This is a genomic window from Streptomyces sp. NPDC015144 (assembly GCF_043079735.1).
In the GTDB taxonomy this organism is placed as follows: Bacteria; Actinomycetota; Actinomycetes; order Streptomycetales; family Streptomycetaceae; genus Streptomyces.
The window spans coordinates 312592-330784 of the sequence record NZ_JBIBUU010000007.1 but is presented as its reverse complement, the minus strand read 5'-3'; the positions used below and the strand labels follow the sequence as shown (position 1 = coordinate 330784).

General features: G+C 71.1%; 16 protein-coding genes. 11 read left to right on the top strand and 5 right to left on the bottom strand.

The genetic code is table 11. The features are described from left to right. The first annotated feature begins 14 nt into the window (after nucleotides 1-14). From ACF08W_RS15605 to ACF08W_RS15575, 7 genes are all read left to right on the top strand, one after another. Nucleotides 15-299 (top strand): hypothetical protein, encoded by a 285-nt coding sequence (locus tag ACF08W_RS15605; RefSeq protein ID WP_392279516.1) that lies wholly within the window; start codon nucleotides 15-17, stop codon nucleotides 297-299. Nucleotides 300-810: 511 nt separating this feature from the next. Continuing rightward, entirely contained in the window at nucleotides 811-1236 is a 426-nt protein-coding gene (locus ACF08W_RS15600; protein ID WP_352273889.1) for a DUF6507 family protein, read from the top strand. Next, nucleotides 1233-3965, top strand: a complete 2733-nt coding sequence (locus ACF08W_RS15595; protein ID WP_392279515.1) for a hypothetical protein — start codon at nucleotides 1233-1235, stop codon at nucleotides 3963-3965. Before ACF08W_RS15600 ends, ACF08W_RS15595 begins: the two co-directional genes overlap by 4 nt. 19 nt (nucleotides 3966-3984) lie before the next feature. Beyond that, nucleotides 3985-4845: an immunity 49 family protein gene (locus ACF08W_RS15590; protein WP_392279514.1), complete on the top strand. Its 861-nt coding sequence runs from the start codon at nucleotides 3985-3987 to the stop codon at nucleotides 4843-4845. A 102-nt stretch (nucleotides 4846-4947) separates the two neighbouring features. Continuing rightward, nucleotides 4948-5802 (top strand): immunity 49 family protein, encoded by an 855-nt coding sequence (locus ACF08W_RS15585; RefSeq protein ID WP_392279513.1) that lies wholly within the window; start codon nucleotides 4948-4950, stop codon nucleotides 5800-5802. 120 nt (nucleotides 5803-5922) lie between these two features. Further along, a complete protein-coding gene (locus ACF08W_RS15580) occupies nucleotides 5923-6774 on the top strand; it encodes an immunity 49 family protein (RefSeq protein WP_392279512.1) in 852 nt (283 codons plus the stop codon). Continuing rightward, on the top strand, nucleotides 6753-6902 hold the full coding sequence (locus tag ACF08W_RS15575) for an Imm49 family immunity protein (protein ID WP_392279511.1): 150 nt from the start codon (nucleotides 6753-6755) through the stop codon (nucleotides 6900-6902). Before ACF08W_RS15580 ends, ACF08W_RS15575 begins: the two co-directional genes overlap by 22 nt. A gap of 107 nt (nucleotides 6903-7009) precedes the next feature. On the opposite strand, the gene ACF08W_RS15570 is transcribed toward ACF08W_RS15575, so the two are convergent. From ACF08W_RS15570 to ACF08W_RS15555, 4 genes are all read right to left on the bottom strand, one after another. After that, complete coding sequence (locus ACF08W_RS15570; protein WP_392279510.1) at nucleotides 7010-7756, bottom strand: alpha/beta hydrolase; 747 nt, start codon at nucleotides 7754-7756, stop codon at nucleotides 7010-7012. Between the two features lie 393 nt (nucleotides 7757-8149). Continuing rightward, nucleotides 8150-8977 (bottom strand): sugar phosphate isomerase/epimerase family protein, encoded by an 828-nt coding sequence (locus tag ACF08W_RS15565; protein WP_392279509.1) that lies wholly within the window; start codon nucleotides 8975-8977, stop codon nucleotides 8150-8152. After that, nucleotides 8974-10116 (bottom strand): dihydrodipicolinate synthase family protein, encoded by a 1143-nt coding sequence (locus ACF08W_RS15560; protein WP_392279508.1) that lies wholly within the window; start codon nucleotides 10114-10116, stop codon nucleotides 8974-8976. Before ACF08W_RS15560 ends, ACF08W_RS15565 begins: the two co-directional genes overlap by 4 nt. 327 nt (nucleotides 10117-10443) lie before the next feature. Beyond that, the gene (locus ACF08W_RS15555) at nucleotides 10444-11595 is read right to left on the bottom strand and encodes a Gfo/Idh/MocA family protein (protein ID WP_385210188.1); all 1152 of its coding nucleotides are present in this window, start codon (nucleotides 11593-11595) and stop codon (nucleotides 10444-10446) included. Nucleotides 11596-11718: 123 nt separating this feature from the next. Here ACF08W_RS15555 and ACF08W_RS15550 point away from each other — a divergent pair, with 123 nt between their 5' ends. Next, on the top strand, nucleotides 11719-12786 hold the full coding sequence (locus ACF08W_RS15550; RefSeq protein WP_352273878.1) for a LacI family DNA-binding transcriptional regulator: 1068 nt from the start codon (nucleotides 11719-11721) through the stop codon (nucleotides 12784-12786). Between the two features lie 88 nt (nucleotides 12787-12874). After that, on the top strand, nucleotides 12875-13801 hold the full coding sequence (locus ACF08W_RS15545; RefSeq protein ID WP_392279507.1) for an NADP-dependent oxidoreductase: 927 nt from the start codon (nucleotides 12875-12877) through the stop codon (nucleotides 13799-13801). A gap of 110 nt (nucleotides 13802-13911) precedes the next feature. Here ACF08W_RS15545 and ACF08W_RS15540 read toward each other — a convergent pair whose 3' ends face one another. Beyond that, nucleotides 13912-14418 carry a hypothetical protein gene (locus ACF08W_RS15540; RefSeq protein WP_392279506.1) on the bottom strand — a complete coding sequence of 169 codons (507 nt, stop codon included), beginning with the start codon at nucleotides 14416-14418 and terminating at the stop codon, nucleotides 13912-13914. A gap of 304 nt (nucleotides 14419-14722) precedes the next feature. Here ACF08W_RS15540 and ACF08W_RS15535 point away from each other — a divergent pair, with 304 nt between their 5' ends. Next, nucleotides 14723-17743, top strand: a complete 3021-nt coding sequence (locus ACF08W_RS15535) for a type 2 lanthipeptide synthetase LanM family protein (protein ID WP_392279505.1) — start codon at nucleotides 14723-14725, stop codon at nucleotides 17741-17743. Nucleotides 17744-17922: 179 nt separating this feature from the next. Continuing rightward, complete coding sequence (locus ACF08W_RS15530; protein WP_352273875.1) at nucleotides 17923-18111, top strand: hypothetical protein; 189 nt, start codon at nucleotides 17923-17925, stop codon at nucleotides 18109-18111. The last annotated feature ends 82 nt before the right edge of the window (nucleotides 18112-18193 follow it).

The following is an 18193-nucleotide window of genomic DNA, read 5'->3' as shown; positions in this document are numbered from 1 at the left end:
CGTTGAGCGCCACGATGGGCTTCACCTTCTTCGCGGCGTTCGCGCTTCCCTTCGGGCTGCTCGTCACGGGCATCGCGATCTTCATGGCCGTCTACGCCTTCGCGACCGGACACCCCGAGCTACAGCCTCACCTGATCCAACGCCACCCAGGGCCGCCGAATCGGAGTCGCCGATTTCGACATCACATTCAAGCCCGCAAACGGAACGTGAATCAGCGTGACACCGAATCCCAGTTGGGCCATCCAGGAACAAATCAACCACCAAAACAGAAGGAAAAGTTCAACTATGTTCCGAAATAAATAGTCTGATGGCCCATCACTTGTCCCTGCAAGGCCACCAGATTCAGCCCCTCTCTCGATTGCATCGGCAACGAAGAGTTGATAAAGGTGAGGGCACATACGTTCGCAGACACGGCGGGGGCAACGTGAGGGGCGAGCAGAGGGCGGGCAAGGGGCGCGCGGGCTCACTGGTGGCGAGCGCGCAACCGGAGGAGTCACCCCGGCACAGAACGCGCAGGTGGATGCGGTCGTGACGCACCCGCCCGCGGACCGGACGGCGAACGGGCACCCAGGCTCCGGCGATGGAGGAACCTCTCCGCGCAGGGCGCGGGGAACCTCGCCCAGCCGTTGAGCGCGACGCCGGAACGGGGCGGCAGAACGGCCCGGCACACGGTCACGTGCGCGAACACCCGGGCTGGGAACAGCAACTGACAGGACGTCTCCTCGCACCACGAGAAGAAACGATTCCGCTGAGGCGTGGGGGCGCGGCGACGCGGCATACCGGAAGAGTTCGACGGAAGGGGGGCTTCCCATGGTGGGTTGGGACATCAAACCGCAGGGAGTGCAGGGCCAGCTGAAGGTCACCGGTACGCACGCCGGGGAGTTGGAGAAGGCGCTGACCGCGCTGATGACGGCCATGTCGGAGGCTGCGCAGGCGGCGGGTACGGCCGTACCCGGCCCGCAGGCCGCGACGCCTCTGCAGGGGCCGGTGGCACCCGGGCAGGCGCCGTTGTCGCAGAAGGCGATGGGGCCGGTGGCGGCGGCGCTGGGTGAGTACCTCGAAGCGCGGCGGAAGAGCCTGGAGTCCATGGCCGAGCGCATCGAGGCGGCCATCCTGGGTGCGGTCGAGGCCACGAACGCGTACTGCGCGGGTGACCTGGAGACCGCCGAGCGCGCGCAGAACGCCGCGAAGTCCGTGCGCCTGGATCTCCTCAAGAACCCCGGGGGCCACAAGTGAGTGACAACGCCCCGGTCGACCCGCTCGGGATACCGGTCTTCACCGGTGACCTCGCCCTGCTCGACACGAAGGTGACCGAACTGTCGGGCGGCGGCGCCAAGATAGCGACGGCCAGCGGTGACGTCCACACCAGCTTCGGCGGGCTGAGCGCCTTCTACAAGGCGCCCGAGGCGGAGCAGTTGTTCGCCACGACCAAGCCGGTCGCCGACACCGGACTCACCCTGAGCTCGGACCTGTGCGTCATCTCCGGTGCGCTGGGCACGTACTCGGACGACGCCTTCCCGCTGGTCGAGAAGCTCAAGCAGCTCAAGCGGGATGCCGTCGCCTTCCGCGTCAAGGTCGACGGTGACGACAAGTGGCGCGAGGACAGCGACCTGGTCGAGGAGAACAACCGACGGCACAACGAGATAGCCGAGGTGTGGGCCGCGTTCCAGGAGGTGGAGCGGGCCTGCCACGCCAAGATCGTCGCCCTGGTCGGGGGCAAGGCGCTCAGGACGAACGACGGCTCCGGCAAGGAGGGCATGTACGGCTACGACGCCGAAGCCCTCAAGAAGGCGGAGGGGCTGCCCTGGGGAGACCCGGTCGAGGAGTCGGTGCCGTGGTGGAAGGTGTGGCGCCACGCCTACGACTTCGGCAAGGGCTTCGTCGTCGACGGGGTCTGGGGAACGATCAAGGGGCTGGGCACCTTGGTCGGCGTCGACGGCTGGGACTCGATGAAGCAGGCGTGGACCGGTCTGGCGAAGCTCGCCACCGGAGTGGCCATCGCCATCACGCCCGGTGCGAACACTCTCTTCTGGGCCCTTCCCGACGACAAACTCCCTTCCTGGATACGGGACTCGCGCACCGCGATGAAGGAGACGGGCAAGGCGCTGGTGGCCTGGGACCAGTGGGGCAGCAACCCGTCCCGCGCGGCCGGTGCGGTCACGTTCAACGTCCTGACCACCGTCTTCACCGGTGGCACCGGCGGTGCGGCGGCAGGTGCGGGCAAGGCCGCGATGGCGGCCAAGGCGCTGTCCTTCGCGGGCAAGGCCGGCCGGGTCGTCGACCCCATGACGTACATCTTCAAGGGCGCCGGCGCCGGACTTTCGAAGATCAGCGACGTCATGACCGGTCTGAAGGGGCTCGGCAAGTTCGAGGTCCCGAAGATCGACGTGGACGGCGCGTTCGCGCTTCCCGAGGGCGCCGTCCACCTCCCCGACGGGACCGTCCACCTTCCGTCCGGCTCGACGGTCCCGGACGGGGCGATCAAGCTCCCCGACGGCAACATCAGACTCCCCGAGGGCACCACCACCCTTCCGCCGGGCACGGTGAAGCTGCCGGTGGACGGCCCGCCGCAGTTCATGGACCCCAAGGGCAACATCTACGACGCCGCGGGCGACATCACCCAGCACGCGAAGGACGCCCCGACAGGCAGGCCGGACGCCGGCGCCGACCTCCCGCGCACCGACGCCCCGAACATGGACTCCCCGGCCACCGCCGCAGTCCCGGAACGCGAACTGGTGGGCGTCGGCGGCCGCGGCGGCGACGACGCGATCCGCCTGGGCAGCGACATCTCCGATCCGGTCCACCTGCCTGAACACGGGCCGGACCACGCACCCGGCGGCCATGCGGGCGATCACATGCCCAGCAACCGTCTCGACGACACCCCTGGTGGTGGCCGCACCGACGGCCCCTCGGGACACGGCGACACCGACGGCCCTTCCGGCCACACGGACGGGCCCGGCGGTGGGCACCACGAGCCGCCGTACGTGAACAGCGGCGGCCATGTGCCGGACACGCCGGGGGCAGGCGGTCCGGGCGGCGCGGCGCACGGCGCGGACGACGCGGCCCAGCCGGCGCACCCGGACGGCCGCCAGATGACCGCCGAGGAGGTCAAGGCCAAGCAGGACGAGTTCATCCGACGCGCGAACGACCCGGACAAGACCTGGTTCGACCAGTACTACCGGATCGACGGCCATCGCCACAGCATCCATACCAGGATCGACGGCGTAGAGCTGCCCATCCTCGCGAAGGACAGCGACGGGTCCTGGATCTCCAAGAACGAGTTGCCCTCGGCCCCGGGAGCGGTCAAGTACGGCACCGACCCGCTGACCCGCGGTAGCACTCCGGTCGACCAGATCGACCATCTCGACGATGTCGCGAGGGACCGCAAGGTCTCCGTGGAGCTGTCCAATGCCGAGCGCGCGCACAAGGCCGGTCCGACCGAGCAGACTTTGGCGGAAGTGGAACGTGCCAGGCAGCAGTTCATCGACCACTTCGACGACCAGACGTCCAACAACAGCAGCTACTCCGAGCGCCTGGGAGAGGACGCCGCACGGCTGCACGTGATACCCGAGCGGTTCGAGGGCGCGGTCGAGCAGCCCCTGCCGAAGACGCCCAACGGTGCCAACATGTTCGACCAGTTGTACCGGCGGCCGGACGGCAAGCTTCTGATCATCGAGGCGAAGGCGCCGAAGTCGGGGCTTATCTGGCGTAAAGGGAAAGGCCAGGCTTCAAAGCTCATGGTCCAACAGGGCACTAGACACTACCTGGAGACCATTCTCTTCGAGATGGAGGCCCGGCCAGACCTCTACGTCACCGATGCCACCGGGAAGGTCTGGACTAATGCCGATTTGGTGGCTGAGCTCAGGCCTGCACTCCGAGATGGGAATCTGGAGTATGCAATGGTGAAGGCATCCGAGGGCAAGGGTTCGTACGCCGGAGCTGTCCTTGAGTATTTCAAGATCTGAACCTGACAGGAGAAAAACAGTGGTCGCAAGCGTGTCCCGGCACAACTATCCGGTGGCGGCGATGGAGAAGGTTGTGCCGGTTCTGGAGGGTTCCCTGGCCGATTCGCTGCGGCACGTCGAAACTTCCCACGATGCCAGGGCAGGGGCACTGTCAACGTCTCTGAACGTCGCGCGCATCCGTTGCATCGGGGATCCGGACGCCGGAAAGCTGGAAACCTGGGAGTCGTGGCTGCTGGCCATGCAGGTCTCCTCGGCGGTCTTCGCCGCCGCTCTGACCGACCAGGAGTCGGTGACCTGCAAGATCCGTCAGGAGGAGCAGCGACTCGAAGCCACGGGGCCGCAGTTTTACCTCAACGCGGGGACCTGGATCGATGCGTTCTACCTGGCCTTGATCTGCCGCGAGACGGCACGGCTCGACATGCTGGCCCGGGTACCCGAATCACTTCTGCGTGACTGCGGCGGCGTCCCGGACGACTACGTCTACGCCTGGGTGGAAACCCTTCGGAGCTTCTGGCTGCGACGCGACGACGTCGGCCAGCACCTGGTACGGGCCGTGGACCTGACCGCACCCCAGCACGCCCGCGTCATGGACACCGAAACCATGAGCAAGCTCGAATACCCGCCGATGATGATGTTCTACCGGTACCTGCGCAACGACGCCGCCGGCTTCAACGAGGCCCTGAACGACGCCCTGCGCTGGCACAAGGAGTACTGGACGGCCGACGAAAGCCGCTCCGGAAGCACCGAAGGAGCCGTGGCACTCGCTCCCCTGGCCATCGCCTGCCTCGCCAAGGCCAACGGCATCCCGATCGAGGTCCAGTCCGGCTACCTCCCGAGCGCCCTCCTCGACTTCGCCTGGCGCGGCGAGTTCGACGCGTAGCCCACGGGGCTGTGGGCGCGAGCCCTCGTTTCCCTCATCCGGCACCGATAGGAGGAGGATCCTCCTATCGGCGCCAATCAGAAGAAGAGTCAGGATTAGTTCATGACGGTGGCGGTGGAGCGGCACACCACTCCTACGGTCGACCAACAGGCCACCGAGCGCCTGGCAGCGGAATTCGAGGAACGCATTCAGAACCTGGATTCCTCGCCTGCGAATTTCGGTATGGCGCTGAACGAGGCACTCCTGCAGATGCAGATGAATCAGGCTCTCAATCCGCGCGGAAACCGTTTCGCCACCTGGGATTCCACTGTCTGCGCCATGCAGGTGGGCTCAGCCGCCTTCGCCGCCGCCTCCGCCACCGAGGGCTCGATCGAAGCGCGCATCGCACACGAGGTGCGCTCCATCGAGGCCACGGGGCCCCAGTTCTTCGCGAACGGCGGGAACTGGCTGACCACGCTCTGGTTCGTCATCGTCTGCAGGGACCAGCCCCGCATGGACGCGATGTGCCGGATTCCGCTCGATCTCCTGCGAGCGTCCGGTGCCGAGGGCGACTCATACGTTTACCACTGGGTGGACGCCCTGCAGACGTACTGGCACGAGCAGCCGGGGCTGCCGGAGAAACTCACGGCGGCCATTGAGCAGTCCCATCCGGCCATCGCCACCATCACGCCACGTGATCTGCTCCAGTGCGTGCTGTATCCGCCGATCAACCTCTTCTACCAGTTCCTGCGCAAGGACCACGCCGGGTTCAACCAAGCGCTCGCGGAGGCTCTGGAACTTCACAAGGCGTATTGGAGCGCGCCGGAGCGCTCGGGCGACATTGCGGGGTTCCTGGCCCTCGGGCCGCTGGCCATGGCCTGCCTCGCGTACGACGCGGGCTTCCCCATCGAGGTCGAGTCCGACTACTTGCCCATCCGTCTCCTGGACCGTTCTTGGGTGGGCGAGTTCGACACGTGACGCCATCGGACGCCACCAAGGGACTTCACCTGTCGCCACCGGAAATCGTAGTCCGATCGCATGGCATCTTGACGGAACGCCTCGGGCACTCCCCACCCAACCGCCACAAAAGGAAACACATTGGTCTCGATCATTCCTCGCCATCCCTTCCCCACTGAGCACGCGGAAGCGGGCCTCGCCGTTCTCCAGGAGAGCGCCGACAGGTGGATCGACGGGCTGGAGGCGGACTCCACCGGGTTGGGCGAGGCCCTCGACACCTGCCTCATGGTGGCCAAAGGGAACTGCCTGCTGAATCCGCGAGGGTCGCTCTTCCCCACATGGAACGCTTGGGTGAACGCGATGCAGCTCGGCTCCGCCGTGTTCGCTGCCGCGACCACGACCGAGAGCCACGTCCAGTGCCGCATCGCGCACAAGGACCGCACGCTCCAAGCCACCGGCCCGCAGCCGTACGTGGGCCCGAGCACCTGGCTCATCGCCTTCTACCTTGCCGTGGTGTGCCGGGAACGCGACAGGATCACCGCCCTGTGTCGCGTGCCCCTGTCCCTGCTACGGGAGAACGGCGCCCCCTACGACGAGTTCGATTACGCCTGGATCGATGCTCTCCAGACCTACTGGCTCGGCGGCGACGACCTCGGCCCGAAGTTGGTCGCCGCCATTAGCGGCGCGGACTCTGACACCAGCGCCAACCAGGAGGTGACGGGCAAGCTCCTCTACCCGCCGATGGAGATGTTCCACCGGATCGTCCGCAACGACCACGCGGGTTTCAACCGCGCCCTCGCCGCCGCCCTCCAATGGCACAAGGAGTACTGGTCCCACGAGGACCGGGCCAACCTGGTCACGGGCCTCGTCGCGCTCGCGCCGCTCGCCATGGCCTGCTTCGCCCACGACGCGGGCTTCCCCATCGAGGTCGAGTCCGAGTACGTGCCCGGCACCCTCCTCGGACGCAACTGGTGCGGAGAATTCCCCACGTAGACGCACATGGCGCTCCCCTGGCCGTCGCCTGCCTGGCCAAAGCCAACGGCATCCCGATCGAAGTCGAATCCGGCTACCTCCCGAGCGCTCTCCTCGACTTCGCCTGGCGCGGCGAGTTCGACGCGTGACGGAGGCGGGGGCAGGGGGCACGGGGCAGGCAGGAACCAGGGGCCGTCGCCGTCCGCGTCGAGCGGCTCGGACGGCGACAACGAGGACGGCGACGGCCCGGTCGGTGCTACCGCCTCAGGTGCCGGGCGAAGAACCGGGCTCCGGCGTCCACCTCGAACTGCGGGACGCCCGTGTGTCTGCCCATGTTGGCGTGCAGGGTCTTCTCCGTGGAACCGAAGGCGTCGAACAGGTCCAGGGAGGCCTGCCGGTCGTTCCCCTCGTCGTCCCACTGCAGCAGGACCTGCAGCGGAACGGTGACCCGGCGGGCCTCCTCGTACATGGCGGCGGGTACGAAGCTCCCGGCGAAGAGCCCGGCGGCCGCGATGCGCGGCTCGACCGCGGCCAGCCGGATGCCGAGGGAGATGACTCCCCCTTCGTACCCGACCGGACCGTCGATGCCGGGCAGGGCGAGGAGCGCGTCCAGGGCGGCCCGCCATTCCGGTACGGCCTTCTCGACGAGCGGGAGGATGAGGGCGTCGATGATCTCGTCGCCGACCGGCTCACCGGCCCGCATCGCCCGGCGCAGGTCGGCGCGGGCCTGTTCGAGGTCGTCCCAGCGGGGCCGGTCGCCGTTGCCGGGGAGTTCGAGGGTGGCCGAGGCGAAGCCGTACTCCGTCGCGTAGTGCCGGGCCCGTCCGGCCAGCCGGGTGCGGGTCCTGGGCAGTCCGATCGGCGGGGGGCTGATGAGGATCAGCGGCACCGGTGCGGAAGGGGCGGCGGCCGCGGGCGTCCACAGGATGCCGGGGATCTCGCCGAGGGTGAATTCGCGTTCGAGGACGTGGCCGTCGAGACGCTGTTCGGAAGTGAATTCCAAATGCACGGTCGTGCCTTTCGGGAGTGCTCGTGAAGGCGCTCCCGGACGTTCTTCTACCGTCCGACCATGACCCCGGAGGGGAGCACCCATGTCGATACTGCGTTCACGGGTACCACCTCCTTGTTCTCCTGCACGGCCTCCGCGACCGTAGCAGGGGGCTGTGCGGTCCGCCAACCGGTATCTTCCGTGCACAGGCAGAACGAAATGGGGCCCGGTCGTATGACCGGACCCCCCTCGTTTTCCCCCACCGTCAGGGCTTCCCAGATCCCCCCAGATCCCTCCCCGGAAGCACCCGACGCAACGTATGACCGGGGCGGGGGCGGAACGGTTGTACAGGGCCGGGCTCCTTGACGATCTCTTTGCCTTTGGGGCAAGAGACCGGCCGGAACGGTGTCAGCAGGCGTGTTCCGCGTAGCGGGCGGCCACCTCCGCGAGGACTTCGGCACCGTCGCGGGCCCAGAGGGCTTCGTTGAAGATCTCCACTTCGATCGGGCCGTCGAAGCCGGTGGCCTCGACCGCCGAGCGGAAGGCGCGGAAGTCCACCGAGCCGTCGCCGATCTGGCCCCGGCCGAGCAGGACGCCTGCCGGGAGAGGGGTGATCCAGTCGGCGAGCTGGAAGGAGTGGATGCGGCCGCCCGCGCCCGCACGGGCGATCTGGGCGAGGGCCTGGTCGTCCCACCAGATGTGGTACGTGTCGACGACCACCCCGACCTGCCCGGCCGGGAAGCGTTCCGCGAGGTCGAGTGCCTGGGAGAGCGTGGAGACGACGCAGCGGTCCGAGGCGAACATCGGGTGCAGCGGCTCGATGGCGAGGCGTACGCCGCGCTCGGCCGCGTACGGGGCGAGTACGGCCAGGGCGTCCGCGACGCGTTCCCGGGCGCCGTGCAGGTCCTTGTCCCCGGCGGGGAGGCCGCCGGAGACCAGGACGAGGGTGTCGGTGGACAGGGCCGCCGCCTCGTCGATCGCGGTCCGGTTGTCGTCCAGGGCGCGGGCGCGCTCCGCCTCGTCGACGGCGGTGAAGAAGCCGCCCCGGCAGAGGCTGGTGACGGTGAGTCCGTGGTCGGCGAGGAGGGCGGCGGTGCGCTCGACGCCGTACTCCTGGACGGGGCCCCGCCACAGGCCGACCTTGTCGATGCCCGCCTTGGCGCAGCCCTCGGCCAGCTCGGGCAGGGACCACTGCTTGATGGTCTCCTGGTTGATGGAGAGACGGCCGTCGCTCATCGGGTGCCTCCGTTGACCGTGAGAAGGGCGCGCATCCGGGACTCGGCCAGCTCCGGGTCGGGGAACAGGCCCAGCCGGTCGGCGAGTTCGTACGCCTTCGCCAGGTGCGGCAGCGAACGGGCGGACTGGAGGCCGCCGATCATGGTGAAGTGGTCCTGGTGCCCGGCCAGCCAGGCGAGGAACACCACGCCCGTCTTGTAGAAGCGGGTGGGGGCCTGGAAGAGGTGGCGGGAGAGCTCGACGGTGGGGTCGAGGAGGTCCCGGAAGCCCTGGACGTCGCCGGTGTCCAGCACCCGGACGGCGTGGGCGGCCAGCGGGCCCAGCGGGTCGAAGATGCCGAGCAGGGCGTGGCTGAAGCCCTGGTCGTCGCCGGCGATCAACTCGGGGTAGTTGAAGTCGTCGCCGGTGTAGCAGCGGACCCCGCCGGGGAGGCGGCGGCGTACGTCGATCTCGCGCTCGGCGTCCAGGAGGGAGATCTTGATGCCGTCGACCTTGTCCGGGTGCTCGGCGATGACCTTCAGGAAGGTGTCGGTGGCGGCGTCGAGGTCGGTGGAGCCCCAGTAGCCGTCGAGCGCGGGGTCGAACATCGGGCCCAGCCAGTGCAGGACGACCGGTTCGGTGGCCTGGCGCAGCAGGTGGGCGTAGGTCTCCAGGTAGTCCTCGGGGCCGTTCGCGGCGGCGGAGAGGGCGCGCGAGGCCATCAGGATGGCCTGGGCGCCGCTCTCCTCGACGTGCGCCAACTGCTCCTCGTAGGCGGCCCGGACCTCGGCGAGGGTGGCGGGGCCGGTGAGCTGGTCGGTGCCGACGCCGCAGGCGATGCGGCCGCCGACCGCCTTCGCCTCGGCGGCGGAGCGGCGGATCAGCTCGGCGGCCCCGGCCCAGTCCAGGCCCATGCCGCGCTGGGCGGTGTCCATCGCCTCGGCGACGCCCAGGCCGTGGGACCAGAGGTGGCGGCGGAAGGCGAGGGTGGCGTCCCAGTCGACGGCGGCCGGGGAGTCCGGGCTGATGTCGGCGTACGGGTCGGCGACGACGTGGGCGGCGGAGAAGACCGTGCGCGAGGCGAGCGGGCTGCCGCCGGGGGCCAGGTCGAGCGGGGTGGTGCGGGGCTCGTACGGGCCCTGCGGGAGGTGGATGGTCATACGCGGATCAGCTCCGGTGCACGGTGCGGAAGGCGGAAGGCGGAAGGCGGGGACGAGTCGTCCCGGGGGCGGTTCCGGGCTTCGGGACGAGGGGTGGGCGGCCGTCTCGGGGTCTGCTCCGGGACGGCCGCCCGGGAGGAACGTCGTCGCAGGGACGTCGTCACGGGGACGTCATCGCGGAGACGTCGTCACAGGGACGTCATCGCGGAGACGTCGTCACAGGGACGTCATCGCGGAGACGTCGTCACAGGGACGTCATCGCGGAGACGTCGTCACAGGACGTCCTCAAGGGAACGGCCCCGGAGGAACATCCTCGGAGGAACGTCCTCAGAGGGAGAGTTCCGGGACGTCGAGACGGCGGCCCTCGGCGTGGGACTTCAGGCCCAGCTCGGCGAGCTGCACACCGCGCGCACCGGCCATCAGGTCCCAGCTGTAGGGCTCGTCGAGGACGACGTGGCGCAGGAAGAGCTCCCACTGCGCCTTGAAGCCGTTGTCGAAGACCGCGTTGTCGGGAACCTCCTGCCACTGGTCGCGGAAGGACTCGGTGACCGGGAGGTCGGGGTTCCAGACCGGCTTGGGGGTGGCGGAGCGGTGCTGGACGCGGCAGTTGCGCAGCCCGGCGACGGCGGAGCCGTGCGTGCCGTCGACCTGGAACTCGACCAGCTCGTCGCGGTTGACGCGGACCGCCCAGGAGGAGTTGATCTGGGCGACGGCGCCGCCCGCCAGCTGGAAGACCCCGTACGCGGCGTCGTCGGCGGTGGCGGCGTACGGCTTGCCCTGCTCGTCCCAGCGCTGCGGGATGTGCGTCTGGACGTGCGCCTGGACGGTGGTGACCCGGCCGAACAGTTCGTGGAGCACGTACTCCCAGTGCGGGAACATGTCGACGACGATGCCGCCGCCGTCCTCCGCACGGTAGTTCCACGAGGGGCGCTGCGCCTCCTGCCAGTCGCCCTCGAAGACCCAGTAGCCGAACTCGCCGCGCACGGAGAGGATCTCCCCGAAGAAGCCGCCGTCGATGAGGCGCTTCAGCTTGAGCAGGCCGGGCAGGAAGATCTTGTCCTGGACGACGCCGTGCTTGATGCCCGCGTCCCGGGCGATCCGGGCCAGCTCCAGGGCACCTTCGACGTCGGTGGCGGTGGGCTTCTCGGTGTAGACGTGCTTGCCGGCGGCGATCGCCTTCTTGATCGCGTCCACCCGGGCCGAGGTGACCTGCGCGTCGAAGTAGATGTCGATGCTGTCGTCGGCGAGGACGGCGTCGAGGTCGGTGGACCACTCCGTCAGGCCGTGCTTCTGGGCCAGCTCCTCCAGCGCGTGGGCGCGGCGGCCGACGAGCACCGGCTCCGGCCACAGCACGTCCCCGTTGCCGAGGTCGAGGCCGCCCTGCTCGCGGATCGCGAGGATCGAGCGCACCAGGTGCTGCCGGTACCCCATGCGACCCGTGACGCCGTTCATGGCGATGCGCACTGTCCTGCGTGTCACGAAACTTCCTCCACCCTCGTCGGCGCCGGCCCGTCGTAGCAAGCGCTTTCTATGCGAGGTGACGCTAGCCTGCCGACAGCGGCGCGGACAAGAGGGCCCGGCCCGAAACATCGGAGGAGAGCGATGACGGTCACCCTGGCGGATGTGGCGGCCCGCGCCCGGGTGTCACCGGCCACGGTCTCGCGCGTCCTGAACGGCAACTACCCGGTGGCGGCCGCCACCCGGGAGCGGGTGCTGCGCGCGGTGGACGAGCTGGACTACGTCCTCAACGGCCCGGCCAGCTCGCTGGCGGCGGCCACCTCCGACCTGGTCGGCATCCTCGTCAACGACATCGCGGACCCGTTCTTCGGGATCATGGCGGGGGCCGCGCAGACCGAGATCGGCGGGCCGGGGGACGGTTCCGGCCGGGCGGGCGGCGAGAAGCTGGCGGTGGTCTGCAACACCGGCGGCTCTCCCGAGCGCGAGCTGACCTACCTCACCCTGCTCCAGCGCCAGCGCGCCGCCGCCGTCGTGCTGACCGGCGGCGCGGTGGAGGACCCGGAGCACCAGGCCGCCGTCGCCGCCAAGCTGGTCCGGCTCGCGGACGCGGGCACCCGCGTCGTGCTGTGCGGGCGTCCCCCGCTGCCGGACGGCTCGGCGGTCGTCGCGGCGCTCGCCTTCGACAACCGGGGCGGCGGCCGGCGCCTGACCGAGCACCTCCTCTCCCTCGGCCACCGCCGCATCGGCTATGTCGCGGGCCCCCTGGAACGGACCACGACCCGGCACCGCCTGGAGGGCCACCGGGAGGCGATGCGGGCGGCGGGGCTCGGCGGCGACGAGGACCGGCTGACCGTGCACGGCCCGTACGACCGGGGCTCCGGCTACGACGCCACGCTCGAACTCCTGCGCCGCGAACCGGAGGTGACGGCGGTCGTCGCCGCCAACGACACGGTGGCGCTGGGCGCGTGCGCGGCGCTCCGGGACCGGGGGCTGAGCATCCCCGGGGACGTCTCGGTGGCGGGCTTCGACGACCTGCCGTTCTCGGTGGACGCGGTCCCGGCGCTGACCACCGTACGGCTGCCGCTGTTCGAGGCGGGGGCGCGGGCGGGGCGGCTGGCGATGGGCAAGGAGAACCCGCCGGCCGGGGGTGTCGAGACGATCGCGGCGGAGCTGATGGTGCGCGGCTCGACGGCGCCGCCCCGGGTGCGATAGCGGTAACGTCCCGCGTCGGTCAGGGAATTGACATGGCGTCACGGATACTGTTCGGCCTCGTATGAACTACGTGTACGGAGGTTCGAGCATGACGAGGACGTATCGCTCCGTGGAGTTCGCGGAGTACGGCGGCCCCGAGGTCTTACGCGTGGTGGACCGCGAGGTTCCCCGCCCCGGCCCCGGGCAGGTGCTGGTGGAGGTCCGTGCCGCCGGGGTCAACCCGTTGGACTGGCAGCTGCGCAGCGGGGCCGTCGCGGAGATGATGCCGGTGGAGTTCCCCTTCGTTCCCGGTGGTGACGTCGCCGGTGTGGTGGCGGCGGTGGGCGCGGACGTGGCCGGATTCGCGCCGGGTGACGCGGTGTTCGGCTCGATCGGCTCCGGCGGCTGCGCCGAGTACGCCCTGGCCCCGGCGGCGCAGCTCGCGCGGAAGCCCGAGGGGGTGTCCTGGGATGTGGCGGCCGGGCTGCCGGTGGCCGTCAACACGGCGTACCAGGTGCTGGACGATCTCGGCGTGAAGTCCGGGGAGACCCTGGTCGTGGACGGGGCCGCCGGTGGCGTCGGGTCCGTGGCCGTGCAGCTCGCCCGGCAGCTCGGCGCGCGCGTGATCGGTACGGCGAGCGAGCGGAACCACGCGTATCTGCGTTCCCTGGGCGCCGAGCCGGTGGCCTACGGCGAGGGCTTCGCCGAGCGGGTACGGGCCGTGGCGGCGCAGGGGGTCGACGCTGCGTTCGACGCCGCCGGGAAGGGCTCGTTGGCCGCCCTCGTACAGTTGGCCGGCGGGCCGGCACGTGTGGTCACCATCGCCGACCACCGGGCGGCGGAGCACGGGGTGCGCTTCGCTTTCGCCGGGCCCGACGCGATCCGTGAGCGGCTCGAACGGGCGGCCACGCTGGTCCTGAGCGGCGTTCTCGACGTGTCCGTGGCAGGGACGTACCCGTTGTCCCGGGTGGCCGACGCGCACCGGGAGAGCGCCGGCGGCCATGTCCGCGGCAAGCTGATCGTTCTGCCGGGCTGACACCCCCGCGCCACCCGGCAGGACGCCCACCGGTACGTCGCGCGGGGCCCCTTCCCGTCAGGCCCGTCCTTCGCGTCGGACCTCGTCCCGACCGGAGCCGTGCGCCCGCGCTACCGTGCGGCGGCCGCCACCGCGGCCCGGATCTCGCCGGAGAGCCGGGCCGCGTCCTCGGTGTAGCCGGTCAGCAGCAGCCGGCCGCCCTCCCGGGGCCGGATGACCAGGTGGACGTCCCAGCCCATGAACCGCCCCAGGGCGTGGTTCTGCCCCCGGTCGACCGCGCCGAGGATCTCCGTCCAGGGCAGCACCCTGGTCTCCCCGGTCCGCTTGTAGACCAGGCCCTGTTCACGCAGGACGAAGATCTCGCCGTGCCGTCGCAGGGTCCGCAGGCCGCTGGAGACCCCGCCGTAGACGCCGATGAGCGCGGCGCCCCACAGCAGTCCGGCGACCTCCGTGCCCGTGCCGTTCTGGTCGAAGACGGCGAAGGTCACCGGGATGGCGATGCCCAGGGCGACCAGGCCCAGCAGCAGAGCGACGATCGCGATGCGTCCGCGGCGCCCGTTGTCCGTCGTGTGGTTGCGGATGAATGCGCCCAGCGCGCGTTCGGCTTCCCTGACCATCAGTCCCCCGTCGAAGTCCTGGCCGTCGAAGTCACGCCCGCCCGAGTCACGACCGTTCGAGTCATGACCGTTCGCGTTCTGGCCGTTCGACCGTCGGCCCGCTCAAGTCCTGTACGCAGCAGCCTCGTTGCCGCGATCCGTCCGTCAGTCTGGGCGACCGGCGAGCGGGCGGACAAGGGCCCCGGGCACCGTTCGGGGCGGGGAAGGAAAGATGGGGGTGTTGCCCCCATGCACCCCGGGGGCCGCGCCGGAAGTATGGGGCGCGGCGAAACCGGTGGTGCCGGCGCCGGACCGAGGAGGTGCGATGGCGAAGATCCAGAAGATCCGTGCGGGCGGCGACGAGCGGCCCCGTGTCGCTTCCGCGTCATGTCCGGCCGGGCCGGCGGTTCCCTCCGCCGCCCCGTCCGGACTGCCGGGGACCGTGTCCGCCGACGGCCCGTGGTGGCGCCCCGCGCTGACCGACGCCTTACCGGCGGACAGCCGCCCGTCGCCCGAACTTACCCCGGACTGGGCGGTGTTCGCCGAAGAGGCGGTCACGGAGGCGCCCGAGCGGGTGGCGATCGACGACCGCGAGGACCTGTCGGGGCTGCGCGGCTTCGAGCACGTGGTGGCCCCGTTCACCGTCCACGCGGCCCGGCGGTTACGGGACGGGCTGCCCCGGCGGCTGGATCGGTGGGCCGATCTGGACGCCGTGCAGGCCGACTTCGAGCGCCACCTCGCCCGGCGCCTCGCCCGCCAGGCCGCCCGCACCCTGGTCCTGGAGCTGCACACGGCGCGGCGCGAGGGGCGGCTGACCGGGGACGGCCCCGAGGCGCGGTTCACCGACTTCCTGCGGCGCACCGGCGCCCGGTCCGGGCTGGCCGCGCTCTGCGCCGGGTACCCCGTACTGGCCCGGATCCTGGCCCGCACCGCGCTCGACGCCGCCGCCGCACTCGCCGAGATGCTCGCCCGGTACGCCACCGACCGGTCCTCGCTGCCCGGAGTCCGCGCCCCCTGGGGCACGGCGGCCGAGGAGAGCCGGCTGGTGGGCGTCGAGCCCGGCGCCGGGGACGGCCACCGGGGCGGGCGCACCGTGATGCTGCTCCGGTTCGAGAACGGTGCCCGGCTCGTCTACAAGCCGCGCCCGCTCGCCGCGCACCGGCACTTCAACGAGCTGGTCCAGTGGTTCAACACCCTGCCCGGCACCCCCGGGCTGCGCGCCCTCGCCCTGCTGGACCGGGGCCCGTACGGCTGGGTGGAGTTCGTCGCGGAGCGGCCCTGCCACGCGGCCCGCCAGGTCGACGCCTTCTACCGGCGCCAGGGCGCGCTGCTGGCCCTGCTGCACGTGCTGGACGGCACCGATCTGCACCACGAGAACCTGATCGCGGACGGCGAGTACCCGGTCCTCGTGGACGTGGAGACGCTGTTCCACCCGCCGCTGCCCGTCGCCACCTCGGACGATCCGGCGGCCCGCGCCCTGCACCGCTCGGTGCACCGGGTGGGGCTCCTGCCGCAACTGCTCGTCGGCGACGAGTCGGCGCTCGACATGTCCGGGATCGGCGGCGGGCAGGCGGCCGAGTCCCCGGTGTGCGGGGTCGACTGGGCCGACGCGGGGACCGACCGGATGCGGCTGGTGCGCCGGGCGGGCCGGATCGGCGGCTCCGCGAACCGGCCCCGGCTGACCGGAACGCCCGCGGACCCGTCCGCCTTCACCCGCGCCCTGTGCGCCGGGTTCCGCGCCGGGTACACCGCGCTCATGCGGGCCCGTGCCGAACTCCTGCGCCCGGGTGGCCCGTTGGACCGCTTCGCCCATGACGAGGTGCGGGTGGTGGCGCGCCCCACCTGGATCTACGCCTCGCTGCTGGACGAGTCGACCCACCCGGACCTGATGAAGGACGCCGCCGAACGCCACCGGGTGCTCGCCCTCCTGGGCACCGGCACCCTGGGCTCCGCCGCGCTGCCCGGCATCCTGGACGAGGAGATCGCCCAGCTGTGGGCGGGCGACGTCCCCCTCTTCACCGCCCTGCCCGAGCGCGCCGACCTGTGGAGCGGGACCGGCCGGCTGCTGCCCGGCACCCTCGCGGACACCGGCCTCTGCCTGGTCCGGTCGAAGCTCTCGGCGATGGACACGGTGGACCGGCACGACCAGGAACGGATCATCCGGGCCGCGATGGTGACCACCTCGCGCGAGCCCGCCCATGTGTCGCGCTCCGGCCCGCGCCGGGCCCGTACCGCCGCGACCGCCCCGGAGCCGGAGCAGCTCCTCGCGGCGGCCCGGTCGGTCGGGGACGAGCTGGTCTCCCAGGGGTACGCGGGCGAGGCCCGGCTGAACTGGATCGGCCTGGAGCTGCTCGACGAGCGGTACTGGCGGCTGACGCCGATGGCCGCCGATCTGGCGGGCGGCTACACCGGTACGGCGTGCTTCCTGGCCCAGCTCGCCGCGCTCACCGGGGCGGACCGGTACGCCACCGCCGCCCGGGCCGCGCTCTCCCCGCTCGCCGGGCTGCTGGACCTGCTGCACACCCGCCCGGACGATCTGGGCGCGGTGGGCTCGGGCGCCTTCGCCGGGATCGGCGGGATCGCGTACGCGCTCGCCCAGGTCTCGGACATCCTGGACGACCCGCGCCTGGCCGAACTGGTGCCGCCCGCCCTGCGGTTGACGGGTGCGGCGGCCGCCGCAGAACAGGAGCGCGGGGTGCGCGCGGGCACGGCCGGCGGGCTCGCCGCGCTGCTCACCGGGTACCGGATCACCGGCCGGGACGACGTGTGGCGGGCGGCGGAGCGCTGCGCCGGGGCGCTGCGCGGGGCACCGCTGCCCGAGGCGCCCGGCTTCGCCGACGGGTCCGCCGGGGTCGGCTGGGCGCTGCTGCGGTTCGCCGGGGCGGGCGGCGGCGAACCGTACCGCGCCTCGGGGCTCGCCGCGCTGCGGGCCGCGACCGGGGCGGTGGACCGGAGCGCCTCCTGGTGCCGGGGGCGGACGGGTGTGGCGCTGGCGGTGCTGGACAGCCCGGCGGCCCGCGCCGACCCGGAGCTGTCCGGCTGGGCGCACCGGGCCGCGGCGGACATCGCCGAGGCCGCGCCACCGCCGGACGACAGCCTGTGCCACGGCGAGCTCGGCGTCCTCGAACTGCTGCGCCTGGGCGAACCGGCCGGGGCCCGCACCCGCTGGGTGGAGCGGGCCGGGGCGCTGCTCGCGGCGGCCGACCGTACGGAGCCGCGCTGCGGGACTCCCGGCCAGGTGCCGCATCCGGGGCTGCTGACCGGGCTCGCGGGGATCGGGCACGGGCTGCTGCGGGCCGGGTTCCCCGACCGGGTGCCGTCGGTGCTGCTGCTCGCGGGTCCGTGAGCCCCCTCCCCTCTCACGTTCACCCCTCGTCGCACCACTCGCGCACGACCCACGCACCGCTAACGAACCACTCGCGCACGACCCACGCACCACCAACGAACCACTCACGCACCACCCACGCGCCCCTCACGAACCACTCGCGCACGACCAACCTCCCACGAAATGAGAAGAGGCAGACCATGCAGACCACCGAAGCTTCCGCCTTCCGCTCCGTCGAGCTCGACGACGCCGGCAACGAGCACCCCGTGGGTGGAATAGCCCTGGGCGCGGGTGGCCGCCTCGGGCTGCGGAGCAGAATCCTCGGCGCCGCCGACACCGTGGGCGAGATGACCGGGGACCTGCCCTGGACCACGATGACCTGGAACTGAGAACCCAAATTTCAGCCAATTCCGTTTGAGATCAAGCGACTTGACACGCTGACCGGTAGTCATCGACTCAAGTAGCCTGCGC